Consider the following 22459-nt stretch of genomic DNA (forward strand, 5'->3'; position numbering starts at 1 on the left):
TTTTGTTGCGAAAATGAAGCATTGACGATTGCCACATTTCGTGACATCCTTGATAACTGCCTAAAGCCTGTAAAAATAGTAACCTTCTTTGTTCACCCCTTTCATACACAAGACAAAAAAAGCCCATCATGCAGAAACTAGCTATACTAGATGCTGCGATGATGGGCTTATTTTTTTAAGTGAACAGCCGTTGGCTTACAACATATCGAACAACGACAACTGATTTTCATCTGGTAGATCTTTTAGAACACCGTTATCCGTCATGTATTCAATCAATGTCTTAGAAACTTTCCCGCGATTGGCGAGGTCTTCTTTCGATAAGAAGGGACCATCTTTTCGTGCTTCCACGATTTGTTTCGCTACGTTCAGCCCTAAACTCGGTACTGCTCGGAACGGTGCGATCAATTTTTTCCCATCGATCACGAAATTTTCCGCATCCGATTTATACAGATCGATCATCCCAAATTCATAGCCGCGCTCCAGCATTTCATTGGCTAATTCGAGAACCGTCAACAGATTTTTTTCTTTCGTTGATGCATCCATTCCTTTGTCATTGATTTCTTGCATCCGTTCTTTTACGGCGTCTTTTCCTTTTGACATGGCAATCAAATCAAAGTCGTCTGCTCGGACAGAGAAATAAGCACAGTAATAGAGAATTGGGAAGTACACTTTAAAGTAAGCCACCCGCAACGCCATCAAGACATACGCCGCCGCATGGGCTTTCGGGAACATGTACTTGATCTTCGAACAAGAATCGATATACCATTCTGGGACATTGTTTTCCCGCATCGCTTGCAAGTAAGTATCTCGCAAGTCGTCAGGGATCTTGTTCCATTGTCCTTTACGGACCGTCTCCATGATTTTAAAGGCCATGCCGTCATCTAAGCCAGCATGGATCAAATACACCATGATATCATCCCGACAGCCGATTACTTCCGCTAGGCTGGCATCTCCGCGACGGATCAATTCTTCCGCATTGCCTAACCATACATCGGTACCATGGGAAAGACCAGAGATCTGCAGGAGTTCAGCAAAGGTCGATGGATGGGTTTGATCCAGCATCCCCCGCACAAAGCGGGTACCAAATTCCGGGATGCCTAATGTACCGGTTTTCGAATAGATCTGCTCTTCGGTCACGCCTAACACATCCGTGCCGCCAAAAATACGCATCACTTCTGGATCATCGGTGGGGATCGTTTTTGGATCGATGCCTGATAGATCCTGCAGCATCCGAATGACCGTCGGATCATCGTGTCCGAGGATATCCAGTTTCAAGATATTGTCATGAATCGAATGGAAATCAAAGTGGGTCGTTTTCCACTCCGCATTTTGATCATCCGCTGGGTATTGGATCGGGGTGAAATCATAGACATCCATATAGTCGGGAATAACGATGATCCCCCCCGGATGCTGACCAGTCGTCCGTTTGACGCCTGTGGCACCTTTTGCCAGGCGATCGACTTCGGCTGCTCGATAATGAAGATTATGATCGCGCTCAAAGCCTTTTACGAAACCAAAGGCTGTTTTGTCGGCTACGGTACCGATCGTTCCTGCACGATAGACGTATTCTTCACCGAAGAGTACTTTCGTATAGTTATGGGCTTCTGGCTGATATTCTCCTGAGAAGTTCAAATCGATATCGGGTACTTTATCGCCGTGGAAACCAAGGAACGTTTCAAAGGGAATATCGTGGCCATCTTTGTTCAGACGGGTGCCGCATTTTGGACATTTTTTCTCTGGCATATCATAACCAGAACCATACGAACCGTCTTCGTAAAACTCCGAATACTGGCAATCGGGACAATAATAATGAGGAGCTAATGGATTGACCTCAGTGATCCCCGTCATGGTTGCCACGAAACTAGAACCGACTGATCCCCGTGACCCTACTAGATAGCCGTCTTCATTGCTTTTATGAACGAGTTTTTGTGAGATCAAATAGATCACGGAAAAGCCGTTTCCAATGATCGAATCAAGCTCTTTTTTCAAACGTTTTTCCACGATCTCTGGTAATGGATCGCCGTATAACTCTTTGGCACGGTTGTAACTTAAGTCGGTGATCTCTTGTTCTGATCCGGGAATCTTTGGTGTATACAGATCATCTTTTACCGGAATGACTTTTTCACAAAGATCGGCGATTTTATTCGGGTTCGTCACCACGATTTCTTTCGCCGCTTCTGGACCTAAAAATTGAAAAGCGGTCAGCATCTCATCCGTAGTACGGAAGTGCACGTCTGGTAGGCTATGACGATTCAACGGATTGGCGCCTCCCATTGAATTGATCAAGACCTTGCGATAAATGGCGTCTTCTTCGTTTAGGTAATGGGCATTCCCAGTAGCCACAACGATTTTCCCTAACTCTTCCCCCATTTTTACCAGATTCCGAATGATGTCTTCTAGGTCTTTTTCACTTTTCACGAGTTCCGTTTCCAAAAGATGGGCATAAACTGCTTTGGGCATGACTTCGATGTAGTCATAAAACTTGGCAAGTTCTCGTGCTGCATCGACCCCTTTTTGCATCATTGCGACAAAGACTTCTCCTTTATCACAGGCGGTTCCGACTAACAATCCTTCCCGCAATTTCACCAATTCTGAACGTGGGATTCGTGGGACTTTATCATGGAAGTACTTCACATTCGACATCGAGATCAGCTTGAATAAATTTTTCAATCCTGCCTGTGTTCGAGCTAAGATCGTGGCATGGAAGGGTCGAGCTGCTTTGTAGGAGTTCTCGCCTCCCACGTGTCGGTTCAACTCTTCGTGCAGCAGCATCTCATGTTTTTCCATTGCTTCTTTGACAAAGATCCATGCTAAATGACCGGTTGCCTCCGCATCGTAGATCGCTCGGTGATGTTGTTCTAAGCTGACGCCGAATTTTTTAGAAAGGACACCTAAACCGAATCGCTTAAACTCTGGATACAAATAACGAGCGAGTTCCAATGTATCAATGACCGGATTCTCCGCTTCTGGAATACCGTATTTTCGATAACTGGTATTTAAGAAGCCCATATCAAATGACGCATTGTGGGCAACTAAAATGGCTCCTTCAGAAAACTCACGGAACAAACGTAAGACTTCTTCTTCTGATTTTGATCCGCGAACCATTTCATCGGTGATTCCCGTCAGTTCTACGGTCGTTCGCGATAACGGATGACCTGGATCGATAAATTCATCAAAGGATGCCTCCACGTTGCCTTTATGCATCCGCACAGCGGCCAACTCAATGATGGTGTCGTATACTGCAGACAACCCAGTGGTCTCCACGTCAAACACGATATAAGTAGCATCGGTCAGTGGAACAGGCTGAGGATTGTAGGCAACCGCTACGCCGTCATCCACGATATTGGCTTCCACACCGTAAAGAATTTTAACACCAGCCTTTTCTCCTGCATGATGGGCATCAGGGAATCCTTGCGCTCCACCATGATCGGTGATCGCAATCGCCTTATGGCCCCATTTGCCTGCTTGAGCGACAAAATCCGCCACGTTGTTGGTGGCATCCATCGTACTCATATTGGAATGCAGGTGGAGTTCGACCCGTTTTTCTCCTTCAGGTGCATAGTCTTTGCGAGCTTCGTGTTTAACTTCCAGCAAATCTTGCGCATTCATAACAAGATCTCGCATGAAGGTATCTTCTTGGACGCTACCGCGTACTTTGACCCAACTACCTTTCGCGATGGCATCGAAGACTTGTTCATCTTTTTCATTGTTGGAGAATTTTTTCACACTAAACGATGACGTATAGTCGGTGATTTTTAAGATCAAAATCTTCCGTTTTGAGCGCAGTTCTCGGACTTCTTTATCAAAGACATAGCCTTGGATCGTGACCCGACGTTCTTCCTCAATGATATTGATCATCGGTGTCACAGGTTCATCGGCAGGAATATTACGTCCCAAGGCGATTGGTCCGTCAAATTCGACTGTTTTGACTTCTTTTTTGCGTTGCTCGTGAGCCATTAAGTTCTCAGCAGCTTGTTGTTGGAACGCTGCTGTTTGCTCTTCCTTGCGTGCTTCAAGTTCTTTTAAGGCCGCCTCCGCTTGCTCTTGGTCTAGCTGCGGCAAGATCCGAAATTTTTGAAAGCCGAAGGTACTATAATTTTCCTCAATGATCGGCAAGTACTGCTGCTGCAAAATCGTGATGACCGCATCATTGTTGACTGGTAAAATCACTTTGTTCTCTTGCAGCACAGGCATTTGGTTTTTGATCACTTGATGAACCAGTGGTCGATCACAATTTTGATTGGCTAACGCTAATGGCCAATATTCTTGAATGAATTGCTCATCAAAGGAACCATCTTGAGCTTCAATGATGATACGAACTTCCGCAATCTCTTTAAACGCCAATTCAATATGTTGTTTAAAGGACTGATACACCATCACCGGTAATAAACGTTCAAATTGGAAATAAAACGTCCACGCTTTTGATTGTCGATGCACGGTCACTTGTTTGATTTGGGCAGTCTGCATCAACGGATGCTGCCGAAGATTTGGGGCAGCTGCAATTTGGTCTAATAATATCTCAAAGGTCTCTCTTTCTTTTGACAATTGAAGATCCTCCTTTTCTCAGTACTCACTAGTATACCTCTTTTTGCCCTCATTTTCATTAAAAAATCGAGAAAGGATTTCCTCTCTCGATCTGTTATTCACTCTTGTTCGTTCCTGTTTATTCCTGATTGGCTAACAAAATCGTCAAGGTCGAAGCGACTTCTTCTTTTCTCACTTCAACGGTCGCACCAGTATGCTTGATTTTGATCTCTACGATGCCTTCTACGGCTTTTTTACCGATAGTCAAGCGAATCGGACAGCCAATCAAATCGGCATCTGCAAATTTGACCCCTGCACGTTCATTGCGGTCATCTACCAGCACTTGATAGCCGACTTGGTTCATCATTTCTTCTACTTCTTCACTTAAGGCATTTTGATAGCTATCTTCAATCGACGTTTGAATGATATGCACATCAAATGGGGCAATTTCTTGGGGCCAATCGATCCCAAACTCATTGCCGTATTGTTCGACGATCGTTGAAAGCAGCCGAGAAACCCCCAGCCCATAACAGCCCATGATGATTGGTTGCTCATCGCCGTTTTCATCGACAACCGTCGCTTCTTGCGCCTCACTGTACTTGGTTCCTAACTTGAAGATATGCCCAACTTCGATTCCTCGCGTAAAGGTTAAGGTTCCTTTTCCATCTGGGGAAGGATCACCTTCTTGAACCAAGCGAAAATCGGCAAAGGCTAATGGTTGAAAATCACGCCCCACATTCGCATTGAGATAATAGCTTTGTTTTTCTGCCGCTGGAACGATCAGATTCGCCATATCTTGGACATGCTGATCGGCGTACAACTGGATCGAATCAGCAAGCGCAATGGGACTGCGCAGCTGCGTCTCACTCGTCAGATAAGACTCCGCTTCCTCAACAGTCAGCACCTTCACTTGATCAGCGGCTAAGTAATGCTTGACCTTTGTTTCATTGAGGCTGTGATCGCCTCGTAATAACACCATAATGACTTGCTCGTCAACGAGTAATAAAGATACTTGAACGATTTTTTGCAAGTCTGTTTCGTATGCCTGCGCCAGCTCCTCTAACGTTAAAGGCTCATCCTGAACGACTTTTTGTAATTCTAAATAGGTCTCGTGAGATTTTTTGGCGATGTATTGACTGGTTGCTAATTTCCAATTGGCGACATAATCGCTTTCGGTCGAGTAGCAGATCAGCTCTTCGCCGATCCCCGACAATGCCAAAAATTCTTTCGAATCTCTGCCACCCATCAAGCCATTGTCCCCGACCACGGCCCGATACTCGATCCCACAGCGTTTCAATATTGCATGATAAGCCATTTCGTAACGATTATAGGTTTGATCTAAGCTGGCTTCATCGGCATGAAAGGAATAGCCATCTTGCATGATAAATTCACGGCTGCGGATCAATCCAAAACGCGGCCGCTGTTCGTCCCGATATTTCGTTTGGATCTGATACAAGCTCAATGGCAGCCGTTTATAAGACGTGATCTCGTTTTTGATCAATGTCGTAAACGGCTCTTCATGAGTAGGTCCTAAAACGATCTCTCGTTCATTTCGATCTGTTAATCGATACAAGGATTCACCATACAATGAGGCACGTCCTGACTCCTTCCATGGCTCATACGGAAGCAAAGAAGGCATCGCCATCTCTACGGCATCTATTTGTGCCAATTCTTCACGGATGACCCGCTTGATCTTTTCTAACACCCTTTGTGCTAGCGGCAAGTAAACATAAATGCCTGCCGCCACTTGTCGAATATACCCTGCCCTAACTAACAGTTGATGACTTAACGTCTCCGCATCGCTGGGGGTTTCCCGCAATGTCGGAATCAAACATTTTGACTGTTTCATTTTTTTCTCCTTTGCTACAAAAAATCATGTTCACCCGATCAACAATTGATTTGCTTGTGCGTCTTATTTTTAAAAGAAGAAACGTTGGATATCATTCCAGGTAACGAGAACCATCAGCAGCATCAAAAACCCAAACCCAATCAGAGTAATGATGCCTTCTTTTTCTTGGCTGATTGGCTTGCCTCGCAAACCTTCTAAAATATTTAAAACCAGCTTACCGCCATCCAATCCAGGAATCGGTAATAAATTAAAGATCCCCAAGTTGATAGAAATCATCGCCATCATCGCGATCACCGTTGTTACCCCTTGCGATGCAGCTTGAGAAGACAGTTGGAAAATCGCTACCGGTCCACCCAATTTATTGATATCTGGTTGTGCAATCAAGTTACCGACTGCTCTAAAAATCACCAGTGAATTGTCAATGGTCGTTTGCAAGCCGCCCAGTAAGATATCTCCGATCCCAGTTTTTAAGGAAGCGGTGATCCCTAAGAAACCAATCGTGGTCTCCCCTGATTCTTGACTCGCAGGAGTTGCCGTCAAATCAAGTGTTTCTGATCCTCGTTTGACTGCTAGAGCAATCTGAGTATCTGGGTACTTTTGGATCTCAGTCGTTAATTCTGACCAGTTAGAAACATCGACACCTTCGACAGCTAAGATTTCATCGCCATTTTGCAGCCCTGCTTCAGCTGCCGGTGTTCCTGCTTCGATTCCTGTCACGATGGTTGCATCTTGATTCGCAACACCACCTTGTGCAAACACCAACCCAGTGAATAAGACCAAGGATAAAATAAAGTTGTTCATCGGTCCAGCAAAATTCGTCAGCATTCGCTGCCAAAGCTTTGCGGACTGGAATTGAACGTCTTTAGGTGCGATCCGAACTTCAACGCCATCTTCATGGATGATCGTTGCATCATGATCCACAGCGTACGTCATCGCTTCTTGTTCATTGCCATTGATGAACCCTGTGATCGTCAACTTCTCCTCCAAGTCAAAGTCGGTCACTTCCATAGGGATCGCTTGCGGCAATTGGATCTTTTTGCTCGTATTGATTTTGATAACTTTGCCAGTTGCATCTTGAACCAAGGAGACTGGCATACCTGGTGTTAATTCTGTTTCATCTTCACCCCAGCCCGCCATTTGGACATACCCGCCTAATGGCAGCATCCGAATCGTGTAGGTTGTCCCATCTTTCGCTTGATGCGCGAACAATTTAGGCCCCATACCGATGGCAAACTCTCTTACTAAAATACCTGCCCGTTTTGCAAAGAAGTAGTGTCCAAACTCGTGAATCACTACCACTACGGAAAAGATAATGATAAATACAAGTATCGTTTTCATGCTCGTTCCTCTCTTTCACAGCATCCCTCTCATTCAGGGCAGCCTTTCCTTATTTTATCACACCGATTCCCGTTGAGGAACTCACATTCCCGTTGTAACAAGAATTTAAAAAAAGAAGCGCAAGCCAAGCCTGCACTTCTAAATAATTTCTAAAAAACACCGAATAAATACATGATTGGAAACACAAACAGCATGCTATCGAAGCGATCCAAGATCCCGCCATGTCCTGGCAAAAGATTGCCTGAATCCTTCACGCCATAATGACGTTTGATTGCCGATTCCACTAAATCCCCGAATTGACCAGCGATCGAAAAGAGGACCGTCAATAAGATCATGATGGCACTACCATGTCCAAAATAATCTTTCCCTGGAAATGCTAGCAGATACAAACCGGCTACGACCACCGCAGCAGCAATCCCGCCTAGGGCCCCTTCGATCGTTTTATTAGGGGAAATCTCTGGCCATAATTTTCGTTGACCGTAACGCCGTCCCACCATGTAAGCCCCAATATCTGTTGCCCACACGATAAACAGCCCGAAAACTAAAACGACTAAGCCATCTGTTGCTGAACGTGCCGTCAAGAAACGTTCAAACCCGACACCCGTATATAAGCTGACGATCACTGGAAAACCAGCTTCATCGATAGTATACGTATTTTTAGAAATAACCGCGATCCCTAGTAATAAAAGGACGATTACATAATACAAGGCACTTTTATCTGTGCCCTCTGGCAAAAAGAAAAACCAGCGTTCTTGAGGTAAAACTAAAATCACCGCACCGATGATTGAAAGAATTCCTTCAAAACTGAAAACAGCTAGTCCTTTCATCCGAAATAATTCATAAACACCAATCCCTGCCATCGCTGCTGCCAGCAATTCGACGGCAATGCCGCCAACGTAAATAATTGGCAGGAAAAAGGCTAATGCGACGACCGCAGTGATTACACGTTGTCTCACTCTTCTTCCTCCTTCGTTTTCAAACCGCCAAAACGCCGGTTTCGTTGTTGAAAGCTCCCGATCGCATCTTCTAGTAAAGCAGCATCGAAATCAGGCCAGAGCGCTTTCGTAAAGAATAATTCGCTGTAAGCAATCTGCCATAACAAGAAGTTGCTGATACGTTCTTCACCACTCGTGCGAATCACCAATTCAGGATCACGTAACGCGTTTGGCAAAAAACCAGTCATCAAATGTGTCGCCAGCATGTCTTCCGTGAGCTTGGGCAGGGCTTCCTCCGAAGCTGCAAGCTCTTCATAAAGGGCTTGGACCGCAGTCAAAATTTCTGCGCGGCTGCCGTAATTTAAAGCAAAATTCAAGATCATCCCAGTATTATCTTTGGTTTGGTCAATCGCTCGCTTGACCGCTTCTTGTGTGTGTTCGGGTAAAGATTCCGTGAACCCCATCACTTTGACTTGAACATTTTCTTTGATCAGCTCAGGAACAAACGTGTCGAAAAAGTCGACGGGCAGTTGCATCAAAAAGTCCACTTCTTCATTTGGCCGTTTCCAATTCTCTGTTGAAAACGCATAAAGAGTCAATACTTTCACACCAAGGTGTGAAGCATGTTTCGTGATCTTTTTTACCGTCTCCATGCCTTCTTTGTGACCAGCTACTCTTGGCAAGCGCCGGTTTTGCGCCCATCTGCCATTGCCATCCATAATGATCGCGATGTGTTGGGGAATCGGCAGTGATGGATCAAATTCATGTTCAGCCGCTTCTTTGATATATTTGTCTTTTTGTGGAAAAAAACGCAGCATCGTATTCGCTCCTCTTCCAATTCTTGAAATTCATCTTTTACATTATAACAATAATCAGATTTCTTGCCTATGAAAACCAAGAAAAGATTTCCATATTAAGAAAAAACAAAAAAACAGTCGTGATATTCAAGTACATACGGCACTTTCGACCATAAAAAAAGAGCCGCTGAAGCGACTCTTCGTCATTCCTTTTAAACCTCAAGTAGCTCTTGCTCTTTTTCAGCTGCGATCGCATCGATTTCTTTGATGCTGTTATCTGTAGCAGTTTGCACTTCTTTTTCAGATTCACGCAAATCATCTTCTGTAATATCGCCAGCTTTTTCTTGTTTCTTGTAAGCTTCCATCGCATCACGGCGAATGTTACGGACCGCTATTTTCGCATTTTCAGCTTCTTTTTTCACGTCTTTGGCTAATTCTTTACGACGTTCTTCCGTTAATTGAGGAATCACCAAACGAATGACTGTTCCGTCATTGGCAGGCGTGATACCAATATCACTTTGCATGATAGCTTTTTCTACTTCTTGGATCATTGTTTTGTCAAAAGGTGTGATCATCAAAATTCTTGCTTCTGGAATCGTAATTGAAGCCATTTGGTTCAAGGGTGTTGGTACACCATAGTAAGTAACCATTACGCGGTCTAAGATGCTCGCATTCGCGCGGCCAGCACGGATTTGTCCTAATTCCCGCTGCAAGTTTTCTGCTGCTTTTTTCATTTTGTCTTTTGCTTCTGTTAAAATTTTGTCAGCCATGTTATTTCCCCCTTACTGTCGTTCCAATATGTTCACCTAAAATGGCGCGGCGAATGTTTCCATGCTCATTCAAGTTGAATACGACTAATGGAATATCGTTGTCCATACTTAATGAACTTGCGGTTGAATCCATTACTTGCAATCCTTTAGAAATGACTTCTAAATGGGTCAATTCTTCAAATTTCACAGCACTTTGGTCCGTTTTAGGATCTGCTGAGTAGACGCCATCAACATTGTTTTTCGCCATCAAAATGACATCAGCGTTGATTTCAGCTGCCCGTAAGGCTGCGGTCGTATCAGTTGAGAAATAAGGGTTTCCGGTTCCGCCTGCAAAAATGACGACCCGCCCTTTTTCTAAGTGACGTTCTGCTCTGCGACGAATATAAGGCTCTGCGATTTGACGCATTTCGATCGAAGTTTGGACACGCGTTGGTACACCAGCATTTTCTAGCGTGTCTTGTAATGCTAAAGCATTCATCACAGTCGCTAACATGCCCATGTAATCAGCTTGTGCTCTTTCCATCCCCATTTGCGCGCCGATTTGTCCACGCCAAATGTTTCCGCCGCCGACCACGATCGCCATCTGTACGCCTAATTCGTGGACTTCCTTGATCTCTTTAACGATCTCTTGGATCGTCGGTGGTTTGATCCCAAAGCCTTCGTCACCCGCTAATGCTTCACCACTTAATTTTAATACAACACGTTGATATTTTGGTTTGCCCATCATGATTCCTCCGTACATTCTCCAATACTATTGTAGCATATTGGTGCTCTTTCGTTGAAAATTATCTACACTATTTCTTCAAAAACCGTTTTTGCTTAAAAAAAGGGAGCGCACTTCCATGCGTTCCCATCTGTTCGAGGAACAGAATTATTTTTTCACTTGGCTCATTACTTCTTCAACGAAGTTGTCTTCGCGTTTTTCGATACCTTCGCCGACTTCAAAGCGGACAAAAGATTTCACAGTTGCGCCTTTTGATGCAACGTATTTTTCAACTGTCATATCTGGGTCTTTAACGAATGGTTGGTCAACCAAAGCGATTTCTGCTTTAAATTTCTTCAAGCGTCCTTCAACCATTTTTTCAACGATGTTCGCTGGTTTGCCTTCGTTCAATGCTTGTTCTGTCAAGACTTGTTTTTCATGATCCAATTCTTCTTGAGAGATTTGTGCTTCGTTCACGTAGCGAGGGTTGATCGCTGCAACGTGCATTGCAACATCTTTCGCAACTGATTCGTCAGTTGTTCCTTCAAGAACAGTCAATACAGCAATACGTCCGCCCATGTGTAGGTAACCGCCGAAAGCAGCATTGTCATCTTTTTCAACAACTTCAAAACGACGGAAGCTGATTTTTTCTCCGATTACTTGTGTTGCTTCGATCAACGCAGCATCCATTGTGCCTTTAGAAGTTTCTAATTTTAAAGCAGCATCCATATCAGCTGGTTTGTTTGCTGCGATTACTTCAGCGATTTCTTTTACTAAGTCTTGGAACATTTCGTTTTTAGAAACGAAGTCAGTTTCTGAGTTCACTTCAACGATTGCTGCTGTGTTGCCGTTGATCGCTACAGATGCTAAACCTTCAGCAGCAATACGGTCGTTTTTCTTCGCAGCTTTTGCCATACCTTTTTCACGTAATAAGTCTACGGCTTTTTCGATGTCGCCTTCTACTTCAACTAATGCACGTTTTGCGTCCATCATTCCTACACCAGTCATATCGCGTAATTCTTTTACTAATTTAGCTGTTACTTCTGCCATTTTTTGTTTCCTCCTAAATGTTTTTAAACAAGATTGCTTGTCTTTAAAAAAAGCTGTTTCAAAGGAGAGTGAGGCTTGGCGCCTAGCCTTTGAAACAGCTCCATCATTTATTATTCAGCTGATGCGTTGTCGCCTTCGACAACATCAACGATTTCTTCGATTGAAGTTGCGTTTTCTGTTGATTCAGCAGCAAAATCTTCTTCTGCTACTTGGTCTTCGCCTTGGTTACCTTCGATGAAAGCATCTGCCATTTTCGCAGTGATCAATTTAACGGCACGAATAGCGTCATCATTTGATGGGATAACAACATCGATTTCGTCTGGATCACAGTTTGTATCGACCATAGCTACGATCGGGATATTTAATTTGCGTGCTTCTTGGATCGCGATACGTTCTTTACGTGGGTCAACAACGTACATTACATCTGGAATTTTTGGCATATCAGCGATACCGCCTAAGAATTTTTCAAGACGTTCGCGCTCTTTGTTCAAGCCAACGACTTCTTTTTTAGGAAGAACAGCAAATGTGCCATCTTCTTCCATTTTGTTGATTTGTTTCAAACGAGCAACACGTTTTTGGATTGTTTCCCAGTTTGTCAAAGTTCCACCTAACCAACGATGGTTAACATAGTATTGACCTGAACGGATTGCTTCTTCTTTGATTGCTTCTTGTGCTTGTTTTTTAGTACCTACGAACAATGCAACGCCGCCTTCTTCAGCAACATTTTTCATGTAGTCGTAAGCTGCGTCTACTAATTTCACTGTTTTTTGCAAATCAATGATGTAGATGCCGTTTCTTTCTGTGAAGATATATTTCTTCATTTTTGGGTTCCAGCGACGAGTTTGGTGACCAAAGTGTACGCCGGCTTCTAGTAATTGTTTCATTGAGATTACTGCCATGTTGTGTTTCCTCCAATTTGGTTTTTTTGTTTTCCTCTCTTGCTCTTTTACTCCTTGAAGAACTGAATCGATCAGCACCGCTTCGCAGATGGAACAAGATGTGGGATTGACGTGAAAAACTCACGCCTTAAACAGTATACAGTAGCTAAAAAAGAAATGCAACTGATTCAAATGAAAAACTACGATTCGTGGTCCAGCTTTTTTTTAACGTTCTAATTCTTTTCTTATTATATCTAGGTTTTTTCGGCTTTATCTGCTATGATAAGGCTGACTTAATCAATCATGCTTAAAGGAGTTTACCTATGCGAAAAGCTGATCGCCATTTACTTATTAGACAAATCATTACTGAACATACTGTACGCACGCAAGAAGAATTATTGCAGCAATTGGAAGCCCAAGGCGTCTCCGCCACGCAAGCGACCATCTCTCGCGATATTCGTGATTTGAAAATCGTGAAAGTGCCCGATGAAACAGGTCAGACGAAGTTTGTCATTTTTCAAGGAATGCAATCGTCAGAAGATGAAAAAGAAGAAGAGCAGCGTTTGATACAGATGATCGAAGACGTTGTCACTAAAGTAGATCGTGTGCAATTTATGACGTTGATCCATACCGTTGCGGACAATGCGCCTTTGCTTTCGGCTGCGATCGATGAAGTGACTATGCCAGAAAAAGTTTGCTCGTTGGCGGGCTTTGATACAGTAGCGGTGATTTCCCGCAGCGACGAAGATGCTGAAACTTTTTATCAATTTATCAGAAACCACGCGGTCTTATAAGACACCGAACAAATGTGACCTATCTGTATTTTTACTACAAAAAAGCTGTGTCCTTGTCGAAACAAGGACGCAGCTTTTTTTGTTACATTTTGTCGGGTGCATGTAAACCAAGCAACCGTAAATCTTCTTTTAATAAGGTCGTTACTGCATAAACTAGAGCCAGACGTGCGTCTTTTTCCGCATCTTCAGCTAAGATTTTCACATTGGCGTAATACTTATTAAAGGCCTGTGCCAATTTGATGGCATGTTTAGCAATGACGGATGGTTCATATTTTTCTGCTGCTTGCAGCACGGTTTCTGGGTAGCGCTGAATCAATTTGATGACTTCCCAGCTCTCAGTATCTGCCAATGACAGACTGCTGACAGCAGCAGGATCAAAGTCGGCTTTTTCAAGAATGCTCATGGCACGGGCATGAGAATATTGCACATAGGGTCCGGTCTCTCCTTCAAAACGGACAACTTCTTCTAGCGTAAAGTCGAAATTATTCAAACGGTCATTTTTCAAGTCGTGGAAAACGACTGCCCCGACACCGACTTGTTTTGCAACTGCTTCTTTGTTTTCAAGGGTTGGGTTCTTTTCAGTGATTTGTTCTTTCGCCGAATCGATCGCTTCATTCAATACTTCTTCTAAAAGAACGATCTTCCCTTTTCTCGTAGATAATTTTTTCCCATCTTTGGTGATCAATCCAAATGGTACGTGGGTCATATCATCTGCCCACTCAAAGCCCATTTCCTTCAAAACAGCTTTTAATTGCTTGAAGTGATAACTTTGCTCATTTCCTACCACGTACAATGATTTGGCAAAATTGTAGGTCCGTTTGCGGTACAGCGCTGCGGCCATGTCCCGTGTGATGTAAAGAGTCGCACCATCGGATTTGCGGATCAAGGCTGGATTTAAGTCATACGCAGCCAAATCAACGATTTCTGCCCCTTGGTCTTCTTTCAGCAAGTGTTTTTCCTCTAATAATTCCACGACTTCTGTCATTTTATCATTATAGAAAGCTTCGCCATTCAATGAATCAAAGGAAACTTCCAACATATCATAGATTTTATTGAATTCTTTTAATGATTCATCACGGAACCATTGCCATAAATCCATTGCTTCTTGGTCACCATCTTCTAGTTTCTTGAACCAAGCTCTCGCATCATCTTCTAATTGTTTATCTGTCTCGGCAGCTTCATGAAAATCAACATACAAACGCAACAGTTCGTTGATTGGTTCCGCTTTGACCGCTTCTTCTGACCCCCATTTTTTATAGGCCACGATCAATTTCCCAAATTGTGTGCCCCAGTCGCCTAAATGGTTGATGCGAATTGGCTGGTAACCGATTTTTTCTAAAATAAAGCCGATCGAGTTACCGATCACAGTGGAACGCAAATGCCCCATTGAGATGGGTTTGGCAATATTTGGTGAAGACATATCGATCGGTACTGCTTGCTGATTGCCGATGGTTTGATCGCCAAAATGATTTTTTTCTTTGATAACCATCTCTAAGACGTGGGCAGAGATTGCTTTTTTATCCATAAAGAAGTTTAAATATGGACCGACCACTTCAATTTTTTCAAAAGACGCTTGATCGATTTTTTCTGCTAAGTCTGCGGCAATTTGCTGCGGCGCTTTCCGATAGACTTTTGCTAGCGAGAAGGCTGGGAATGCCACATCCCCATGGTCAGCTGACTTTGGATTTTCCAGTAATTGCTGAACTTGTTCGATCGATAGATCTTCTTTTACTACTTGATGGATGGCTTGTGCGACGATTTCTTTGTTATTCATAGTATCCCTCCTATAATGACTGAGCCCATGTTTTGATGAAAAGTTGTTTGAAGCAAGCAGACAGCTGTATGTTTTTCATGCAAGAAATGATTGATAAAAACAAAAAAAGCCTCTAGCGCATAACATGCACTAGAGACGAGATTTCCCGCGGTACCACTCTGATTGTCCTTTTCGGACCTACTTTTTTCTGATAACGGCAGAATTCCGTTTGCTTGGCAAATTCTCACAAGTGCGTTTCACAATCTGATCAATTCGGCTTCCACCACCCCGAACTCGCTAACTGATACTCGAATCGCTACTTCTCTTGTTTCATCAAATCAAGGCTATTTACTTCCCAGAAAGTATAGCAAAGAAATGTTTGTTTGGCTAGCGAGATTTTGGCATTTTCAAAAAAAATTATTTTATACTCTAGGAATAAATAGATCTCCAGCAGTCACTGCCATGATCGCTTTGATTGAGTGCAAACGATTTTCGGCTTGATCAAATTGACGGGCATACTTACTGCGAAAGACCTCATCAGTGACTTCCATCTCAGAAATTCCATACGCCTGCGCTGCTTTTTTGCCATACGTGGTCTGATCATCATGAAATGCTGGCAAACAATGCATAAAAATCACTTGATCGTTTTGTGTTTTTTTCATCAACGATTGGTTGACTTGATACGGCAGCAGCTGTTCGATCCGCTCTTGGAATTTTTCTTCTTCACCCATTGATACCCAAACATCGGTATACACGACATCAGCGCCTAGAACACCTTGATCCACATCATCAGTCACCAAAATCTTTGCGCCCGATTGCTTGGCATAGGCTTGTGCCTGTGCGATGATGGTTGCTTCTGGCTGCAAGACTTTCGGAGTGACGACATGAATATTGACCCCTAAAATCGCACTGGTCACTAATAAAGAATTAGCGACATTGTTGCGCCCATCCCCACAGTATGCGATGGTCAAGCCAGTCAGCTCACCGAAGTTTTCTTGAATGGTTAAAAAGTCAGCAATCATTTGCGTTGGATGCCATTCATCCGTTAAGCCATTCCAAACAGGTACGCCTGAATAGTTGGCCAGATCTTCGACAACCTGCTGACTAAAACCGCGAAACTCGATCCCGTCAAACATGCGGCCGAATACTTTGGCGGTATCTTCAACGGATTCTTTAGACCCCAACTGAATATCATTGGCCCCTAAAAATTCCGGATGTGCCCCCAGATCCACCGCTGCAACCGTAAAGGCTGCTCGCGTCCGTGTCGAATTCTTTTCAAACAAAAGTGCAATGTTTTTGCCATCTAAATAACGATGTGGTTGATTGTTGGCCTTCATCCCTTTCAAGTGCTGGGAAAAATCAATCAAATATTGTAGTTCTTCTTTTGTAAAATCCTTTTCTGCTAAAAAACTGCGTCCTTTAAAAACCGATGTCATTGCATACCCGCCCTTCAATTAACTAATAATTATACATTATAATATCAAATGATGAAATAAAATACAACAAAATCTTCTATTTGCTCATAAAGAAACCAAAAAAAAACACCTAAGAACGGATCTTAGGTGCAATCATCTTAAGAAATCGTATGGGCAAAGCTGACACTTGGATCAGCATTCAATGAAAGATCTGCTAAGCGCTGCTTTTTCAACGCAACATGGGCATAAGCTCCAATCATGGCCGCATTATCTCCGCAAAGACGCAACGGTGGAATCAACAATTCCACTTCCGGCAATTCCTGCATCGCTTTTTGTAAAGCGTCACGCAAGCCTTGATTCGCCGCGACTCCCCCAGCAACGATCAGCTGGTTTACAGGATAAGCTTGGCATGCCCGCAACGTTTTGTGAACCAATACTTCGACAACGCTGGCTTGGAAACTAGCTGCTAGATTTTCTACTGACAAAGCTTCCTCTCTTTGCTGTGCATTATGCACAAAATTGATAAAGGAACTCTTTAAGCCGCTGAAACTAAAATCAAAATTATCTTCTTGTATCATTGCTCGAGGAAAGTGATACGTATCACTGCCTAGATGCGCAAGGCGATCAATTTCTTTCCCACTAGGATAAGGCAAACCTAGAACACGACCGACTTTGTCATAGGCTTCACCAGCGGCATCATCTCTCGTTTCACCGATGATCTCAAAAGAGCCATCTTCTGCCATATACACCAATTCGGTGTGGCCACCACTGACCAATAACGCCATTAAAGGAAAAACCAATGGCTTCACTAGGCGAGCTGCATAAATATGTCCTGCCATGTGATTGACCGGAATCAGCGGTAAGCTGTGGGCCCAGGCAAAGGCTTTTGCTGCAGACAGCCCAATCAACAGTGCCCCAACCAACCCTGGACCATAGGTAACAGCAACAGCTGACAACTCTTCAGGTTGGGTGTCGGCCTGTGTCAATGCTTCTTCGATACATAAAGTAATCTGTTCGACATGGTGACGACTAGCGACTTCTGGTACGACACCGCCGAAGCGCTGGTGGCTCTTGATCTGCGAAGCAACAATGTTACTTAAAATAGTGTCGCCGTCTTTAATCACTGCCACACTGGTTTCATCACAACTGCTTTCAATGGCTAAAATCAATTCATTCATTTGATTTTTGTCCGCCTACTTTCTTTTCCATAATCAACGCATCCTCTTCTGGATGACTGTAATATTTTTTTCTACGACCGATGACTGTATAACCCATACGTAAATAAAGAGCTTGTGCTTGCAAATTCGACACACGCACTTCAAGATAGATGCGCCGACCATCGGTTTGTTCCACGAGCGATTCCATTTGCTTCAACAATTCTTTCGCCAAACCTCGACCTTGATACGCTGGTAAAACCGCTACATTAAACAGCTCTGCTTCATCCAGCACTTGCTGAAAACAGAGAAACCCAATCAGCTCTTGATTGGTTTTTCCATAACGGAACAAATAGCGACTGTTGCTGTTTTGCAAATCTTGTTGAAATTGCTGCACATTCCAAGGCGAGCCAAAGGGATAGCTCTGATCTGCCAATGACCAGAGCATTTGCGGTGTCGGGATCGTTTGATCTGCTTGTTCGTTAGTCATTTAAAAATTTCACCATATCCAATGCGTCTTCATTGCCTTCGGTGTAGTACGCCGTTTTGATCGCCTGTGAAACAAACCCGAGGGTCCGATACAAACGTTGCGCATCACGATTGCCCAGGCGAACTTCTAATGTCAAACGGTCACATTTGTTTTTCCTCGCATAACGTTCGATTTCTCCTAGCAAGAAAGAACCGATCCCTTTTCCTTGATAATCAGGAATGATCGCGATATTGGTGATATGGGCATCAGCGCCTAAAATCCGCACCCCGATAAACCCAATCATCCGCTCATTATGCAAGATGCCCAAATAAAGATGTTTGACCTGTGAATAAAGTTCTGACAAAAAGGCGCTCTTGGTCCAAGGCAGTTCCCCAGCATACACGAGACGCTCCACCTGCAGCAGCTCTTTAATGTCATCTCCGACTAATTCACGAACAACGTACGTTTCCCCTCGTATCTCTTTTTTACGCTCTGGGTATTGAATCTGACGGAAAAGAGCCAGCTTTCCCGTCATCGTTTTAAATTTTTTCAACATAGGCATCCACTCCCGGTTCATGCGAGGCTAACCATTTTTCTTCGGCTTCAACTAATTTTAAATAGTCTGGTACAAAATCATGGATCGAAGCGACCGGCGCTTCTTCTTTCGCAATAGCAGCTAAAACAACGCCATTCGGGTAATTCCATAACGACACTTGATTGATATGGGCTGTCGGCAGTTCCGCCTCGATCATGTCTTTAAATTTGATGGTATCGGCGCCGACAAATAGCACTTCTTGACCATCGACTGCTTTTAACTGGGTCAATAATTCAGACAGTGAGATATGCTGGTCTTTGATCCTTGTTTCTAAGGTCCCATTATGCCATTGGTAGGCACCTGCGTAGACATTTTGACGGCGAGCGTCAAACAACGGCACGATCACTTGCGATACGCCCACACAATTGGCAGCGACTGCTTTCAAACTAGAAACACCAATCAGCGGGATGTTCAATGTTTGCGCCAGCGTTTTTGCTGTTGTGACGCCGATTCGCAAACCTGTATACGAACCAGGACCTTTCGCAACAACGATTTGCTCCAGCTCTTTAGGTGCCATCCCCACCGCTTGCATCAATCCATCAATGGCAGGCATCAATGCTGTGCTGTGGTTTTTGATCGCCATCGTCTGGCTTTGTCCCAACACTTCTTGACCATCGACCACCGCAACCGCCAGTGTCTGCTTTGAGGTATCAATCGCTAATGTTTTCATCTATCTTCTCCCCATTCAAAAAACTCTCTCATATTCTACCATATTCTAATCAAATGCCCAACCAAGTCTCCAAAAAGATGCCTGCGTTTAGAAAAAAAGCAATAGGACAACAATACCCGAACCTTTGAAAAAAGCAAGCACGGCTGCAGCTGCAAACCGACGAGGCTGTTTAAAGGTTCGGGTAAGACGATAGTCATTTTTTTTGTTATTCCATTAAAACTCAGTTGACGTGTGTAACGACATCCTTCGGTGATTCAACTGGTTGCTAGGAGGATTGGCGCGTGATCAGTTCCGTTGCGATCGTAACTTTGCGAGGAACGGGGGCTGCATTCGTAATGATATCCAGCAAGGTCGTCACTGCCAGCTCCCCCAGCCATTCCGTATGAACTTTGATGGTTGACAGCGTCGGAAAGACGTACTTTGCAACACTGACATCGTTGAAGCCGATAATTGCGATCTCCTCAGGAATCTTGATGTTTTTTTCTTGCAAAGCACGCATAGCGCCAATCGCTAAGGCATCACTGGAAGCAAATAAAGCACTTGGCAACTCTTTGTTTTGCTGCAAATACTCTTTCATCGCCTCATAACCGCCCTCTACTGTAAACGGTGCGCTGAGATGATATTGTGGGTGGTGCAGCTTCAACCGACGGAGCCGTTCCTCAAAAATTCGGCGCCGAGGGTCTTCGATTTCTTGGTGATGATCCTTGGTAAACTCAACACCTGATAACAAGCCGATCCTTTGGTGGCCTTTTGCAATAAAGTCATCGATCACTAAATCCACCGCTTGTTGAAAGTCCACCACCAGAGAGTTGACGCCCTGAGCCAATGCGTCAAAATCGACCATCAACAAATTGGCTTGGCTTTTTTTCAATTGTCGAATCTGGTGATCATCAAATTTCCCTAGTGCAATCGTTCCATCGACTGCGGTATCAGTCAATCCTTCGTAGGGTTCTTTCAGCAAACGAATCCCTAATTCTTCGGTTTTGTTTTCAATCCCGATACGGATCGCTAAATAGTAAAGATCTGCTAATTCTTCCTCGGTATCAAACCATTGGATCAAGCGCATACTACTGGTTTCTGGCTGACTCTTTTTTTTATGTTTTGTGTAATTGAGTGCTTCTGCGGCTTTAAAAATTTTCTCTTTGGTTTCAGAACTGACCGATAATTCTGAATCGTAATTCAGCACCCGTGATACAGTGGCTGGCGAGACGCCAGCCTGTTGTGCAATATCTTTGATCGTTGCCATCTTCCAGCCTCCTTTTTTTGCGGGGAACTTTTTTATAAAGTAGCTATAAAGCGAGCAAAGGCCGCTTGCCCTGTCTGGTCTCGCTTGAAGACGCCTGCATGCGTCAATACTTGTGTAAAGACTTCCCCTAATGCATTACGTAAAATCTGCGACACGTTTTCGGCATTGCATTCTGGGTGCTGGGCTTTGATCGCATCTGCCCAAGGAATATGGTATGCCGCGATTTGATTGGGCTGATCCAATAGATAAGCAGTCACTTCTTCTAGTTCCGGAGCTAAACGCGGCGGGAGAACTGCCAAGCCCATGACTTCAATCAATCCGATATTTTCTTTTTTGATATGCTGCACTTCTTGATGCGGATGAAAAATGCCGTCAGGATGTTCTTTGGAAACATTATTATCTCGCAAGACTAAGTCCATTTCAAACAGCTCTCCTTGCTTGCGTGCGATCGGTGTCACCGTATGATGAGGCGTTCCATCTTCTGAAAAGGCATTGATCGAAACACTTGGATCTGAGTACTGTTGCCATTGGGCTAACACATATTGGCAAGCAGCGGCTAATTTTTGTTTGTTTTTCGCTTGTAGTCGTATCACCGACATTGGCCACTTCACGATCCCCGCAGCGACATCAGGAAAACCAGTTAAAGAAAAGCGTTGCTCGATCGGCGCTTTTGCCATGGCAAACGTGTGCCGTCCTCCTTGATAATGGTCATGAGACAAGATCGAACCCCCAACGATCGGCAGATCGGCATTGGACCCGACAAAATAATGCGGCATCACTTCAATGATCTGCAACAAGCGAGCGAAGGTTTGCAAATTGATTTTCATAGGACGATGGTCTAAAGAGAGAAAAATCGAATGCTCATTGTAGTAGGCATAGGGCGAATATTGAAAGCCCCATGCTTCATTATCCAAATTCATACGGATGATCCGATGGTTGGTCCGCGCTGGATAATTGACTCGTCCTTGGTAGCCTTCATTTTCCAAACACAACAGACATTTCGGATAATCTACAGAAGCAGCAGCTCCTTCTTTCGCTATTTGCTTGGGATCTTTTTCAGGTTTTGATAAATTGATCGTGATCTCGATCTCCCCATATTCGGTATCAACTGGGAACACGATATTCTTTGCGATGGCCCGAGTCTTGATGTAATCATTTTGACGGCACAGCTCAAAGAAATAATCCGTCGCTTCTTTAGGATCATTGGCATAATGCTGCGCAAAAAAAGCATTGACTACTGAAGGCGGTGGCGTCAAAAAGTCCATCAACTGGGCTTCAAAGATTTCTCTTTCTGCGTGAGAATCGCCAATTTGCTGATTGCTTAAAGCGCATGCCACCAGCTCGTCCATCAAATCAGTGGAGGACCGATCGACAGAACGAATTTCGCTGGGCTCAAAAACAGCTTCCCCGATCATGGCTAGTACTCGGTTTTGCAAATAAATACGATCCATTTCCATCCAGCCGCCAGCCTTGATTGCTAAAGTGACGAAATCGCTGATTGTTTGGCTGATCGTCATTG

The 22459-nt window shown here is 43.9% G+C and carries 18 protein-coding genes and 1 other annotated feature; of the genes, 1 reads left to right on the forward strand and 17 read right to left on the reverse strand.

The window, feature by feature from the left end:
• Positions 1 to 195: 195 nt before the first annotated feature.
• The 9 genes from IGI73_RS10330 to rpsB form a co-directional block, all read right to left on the reverse strand.
• A complete protein-coding gene (locus tag IGI73_RS10330) occupies positions 196 to 4545 on the reverse strand; it encodes a PolC-type DNA polymerase III (protein ID WP_086295594.1) in 4350 nt (1449 codons plus the stop codon).
• A 118-nt stretch (positions 4546 to 4663) separates the two neighbouring features.
• Positions 4664 to 6373, reverse strand: coding sequence for a proline--tRNA ligase (locus IGI73_RS10335; protein WP_005229438.1), 1710 nt, complete (start codon positions 6371 to 6373; stop codon positions 4664 to 4666).
• A gap of 69 nt (positions 6374 to 6442) precedes the next feature.
• The gene (gene rseP, locus IGI73_RS10340; RefSeq protein ID WP_060792267.1) at positions 6443 to 7711 is read right to left on the reverse strand and encodes an RIP metalloprotease RseP; all 1269 of its coding nucleotides are present in this window, start codon (positions 7709 to 7711) and stop codon (positions 6443 to 6445) included.
• Between the two features lie 149 nt (positions 7712 to 7860).
• The gene (locus tag IGI73_RS10345; RefSeq protein ID WP_010749318.1) at positions 7861 to 8667 is read right to left on the reverse strand and encodes a phosphatidate cytidylyltransferase; all 807 of its coding nucleotides are present in this window, start codon (positions 8665 to 8667) and stop codon (positions 7861 to 7863) included.
• Complete coding sequence (locus IGI73_RS10350) at positions 8664 to 9464, reverse strand: isoprenyl transferase (protein ID WP_015510051.1); 801 nt, start codon at positions 9462 to 9464, stop codon at positions 8664 to 8666. Before IGI73_RS10350 ends, IGI73_RS10345 begins: the two co-directional genes overlap by 4 nt.
• A 191-nt stretch (positions 9465 to 9655) precedes the next feature.
• On the reverse strand, positions 9656 to 10213 hold the full coding sequence (gene frr, locus IGI73_RS10355) for a ribosome recycling factor (protein ID WP_005229434.1): 558 nt from the start codon (positions 10211 to 10213) through the stop codon (positions 9656 to 9658).
• A gap of 1 nt (position 10214) precedes the next feature.
• The gene (pyrH, locus tag IGI73_RS10360) at positions 10215 to 10937 is read right to left on the reverse strand and encodes a UMP kinase (RefSeq protein ID WP_005229433.1); all 723 of its coding nucleotides are present in this window, start codon (positions 10935 to 10937) and stop codon (positions 10215 to 10217) included.
• A 147-nt stretch (positions 10938 to 11084) separates the two neighbouring features.
• On the reverse strand, positions 11085 to 11966 hold the full coding sequence (tsf, locus tag IGI73_RS10365; RefSeq protein WP_005229432.1) for a translation elongation factor Ts: 882 nt from the start codon (positions 11964 to 11966) through the stop codon (positions 11085 to 11087).
• Between the two features lie 110 nt (positions 11967 to 12076).
• Positions 12077 to 12865 (reverse strand): 30S ribosomal protein S2, encoded by a 789-nt coding sequence (gene rpsB / locus IGI73_RS10370; protein WP_428207088.1) that lies wholly within the window; start codon positions 12863 to 12865, stop codon positions 12077 to 12079.
• 302 nt (positions 12866 to 13167) lie between these two features.
• Between rpsB and IGI73_RS10375 the strand changes: the two genes are divergently transcribed.
• On the forward strand, positions 13168 to 13638 hold the full coding sequence (locus tag IGI73_RS10375; protein WP_005229424.1) for an arginine repressor: 471 nt from the start codon (positions 13168 to 13170) through the stop codon (positions 13636 to 13638).
• An 82-nt stretch (positions 13639 to 13720) separates the two neighbouring features.
• Here IGI73_RS10375 and argS read toward each other — a convergent pair whose 3' ends face one another.
• The 8 genes from argS to galT form a co-directional block, all read right to left on the reverse strand.
• Positions 13721 to 15412: an arginine--tRNA ligase gene (gene argS, locus IGI73_RS10380; protein ID WP_428207087.1), complete on the reverse strand. Its 1692-nt coding sequence runs from the start codon at positions 15410 to 15412 to the stop codon at positions 13721 to 13723.
• 128 nt (positions 15413 to 15540) lie between these two features.
• Positions 15541 to 15734, reverse strand: a binding site (T-box leader).
• 79 nt (positions 15735 to 15813) lie between these two features.
• Positions 15814 to 16827, reverse strand: coding sequence for an ornithine carbamoyltransferase (gene argF / locus IGI73_RS10385; protein ID WP_438759204.1), 1014 nt, complete (start codon positions 16825 to 16827; stop codon positions 15814 to 15816).
• A gap of 137 nt (positions 16828 to 16964) precedes the next feature.
• Positions 16965 to 17984, reverse strand: a complete 1020-nt coding sequence (tsaD, locus tag IGI73_RS10390) for a tRNA (adenosine(37)-N6)-threonylcarbamoyltransferase complex transferase subunit TsaD (RefSeq protein WP_428207085.1) — start codon at positions 17982 to 17984, stop codon at positions 16965 to 16967.
• Entirely contained in the window at positions 17977 to 18450 is a 474-nt protein-coding gene (gene rimI, locus IGI73_RS10395; protein WP_005229417.1) for a ribosomal protein S18-alanine N-acetyltransferase, read from the reverse strand. Before rimI (IGI73_RS10395) ends, tsaD begins: the two co-directional genes overlap by 8 nt.
• Entirely contained in the window at positions 18443 to 18985 is a 543-nt protein-coding gene (rimI, locus tag IGI73_RS10400; protein ID WP_438759205.1) for a ribosomal protein S18-alanine N-acetyltransferase, read from the reverse strand. The genes rimI (IGI73_RS10395) and rimI (IGI73_RS10400) overlap by 8 nt, the downstream gene beginning before the upstream one ends.
• A complete protein-coding gene (gene tsaB / locus IGI73_RS10405) occupies positions 18969 to 19694 on the reverse strand; it encodes a tRNA (adenosine(37)-N6)-threonylcarbamoyltransferase complex dimerization subunit type 1 TsaB (protein WP_428207084.1) in 726 nt (241 codons plus the stop codon). Before tsaB ends, rimI (IGI73_RS10400) begins: the two co-directional genes overlap by 17 nt.
• Positions 19695 to 19959: 265 nt before the next feature.
• On the reverse strand, positions 19960 to 20940 hold the full coding sequence (locus IGI73_RS10410; RefSeq protein ID WP_005229404.1) for a LacI family DNA-binding transcriptional regulator: 981 nt from the start codon (positions 20938 to 20940) through the stop codon (positions 19960 to 19962).
• Between the two features lie 32 nt (positions 20941 to 20972).
• Positions 20973 to 22457: a UDP-glucose--hexose-1-phosphate uridylyltransferase gene (galT, locus tag IGI73_RS10415; protein ID WP_428207083.1), complete on the reverse strand. Its 1485-nt coding sequence runs from the start codon at positions 22455 to 22457 to the stop codon at positions 20973 to 20975.
• Between the last annotated feature and the right edge of the window lie 2 nt (positions 22458 to 22459).

Source organism: Enterococcus sp. DIV0755f, assembly GCF_051713725.1.
Lineage (GTDB): Bacteria > Bacillota > Bacilli > Lactobacillales > Enterococcaceae > Enterococcus_D > Enterococcus_D casseliflavus.

Excerpts from the sequence above, each read along its gene's own strand:
- IGI73_RS10335 (WP_005229438.1), bottom strand. The coding sequence starts at position 6,373 with ATGAAACAGTCAAAATGTTTGATTCCGACATTGCGGGAAACCCCCAGC.
- rseP (WP_060792267.1), bottom strand. The coding sequence starts at position 7,711 with ATGAAAACGATACTTGTATTTATCATTATCTTTTCCGTAGTGGTAGTG.
- IGI73_RS10350 (WP_015510051.1), bottom strand. The coding sequence starts at position 9,464 with ATGCTGCGTTTTTTTCCACAAAAAGACAAATATATCAAAGAAGCGGCT.
- frr (WP_005229434.1), bottom strand. The coding sequence starts at position 10,213 with ATGGCTGACAAAATTTTAACAGAAGCAAAAGACAAAATGAAAAAAGCA.
- pyrH (WP_005229433.1), bottom strand. The coding sequence starts at position 10,937 with ATGGGCAAACCAAAATATCAACGTGTTGTATTAAAATTAAGTGGTGAA.
- tsf (WP_005229432.1), bottom strand. The coding sequence starts at position 11,966 with ATGGCAGAAGTAACAGCTAAATTAGTAAAAGAATTACGCGATATGACT.
- rpsB (WP_428207088.1), bottom strand. The coding sequence starts at position 12,865 with ATGGCAGTAATCTCAATGAAACAATTACTAGAAGCCGGCGTACACTTT.
- IGI73_RS10375 (WP_005229424.1), top strand. The coding sequence starts at position 13,168 with ATGCGAAAAGCTGATCGCCATTTACTTATTAGACAAATCATTACTGAA.
- argS (WP_428207087.1), bottom strand. The coding sequence starts at position 15,412 with ATGAATAACAAAGAAATCGTCGCACAAGCCATCCATCAAGTAGTAAAA.
- argF (WP_438759204.1), bottom strand. The coding sequence starts at position 16,827 with ATGACATCGGTTTTTAAAGGACGCAGTTTTTTAGCAGAAAAGGATTTT.
- tsaD (WP_428207085.1), bottom strand. The coding sequence starts at position 17,984 with ATGAATGAATTGATTTTAGCCATTGAAAGCAGTTGTGATGAAACCAGT.
- rimI (WP_005229417.1), bottom strand. The coding sequence starts at position 18,450 with ATGACTAACGAACAAGCAGATCAAACGATCCCGACACCGCAAATGCTC.
- rimI (WP_438759205.1), bottom strand. The coding sequence starts at position 18,985 with ATGTTGAAAAAATTTAAAACGATGACGGGAAAGCTGGCTCTTTTCCGT.
- tsaB (WP_428207084.1), bottom strand. The coding sequence starts at position 19,694 with ATGAAAACATTAGCGATTGATACCTCAAAGCAGACACTGGCGGTTGCG.
- IGI73_RS10410 (WP_005229404.1), bottom strand. The coding sequence starts at position 20,940 with ATGGCAACGATCAAAGATATTGCACAACAGGCTGGCGTCTCGCCAGCC.
- galT (WP_428207083.1), bottom strand. The coding sequence starts at position 22,457 with ATGACGATCAGCCAAACAATCAGCGATTTCGTCACTTTAGCAATCAAG.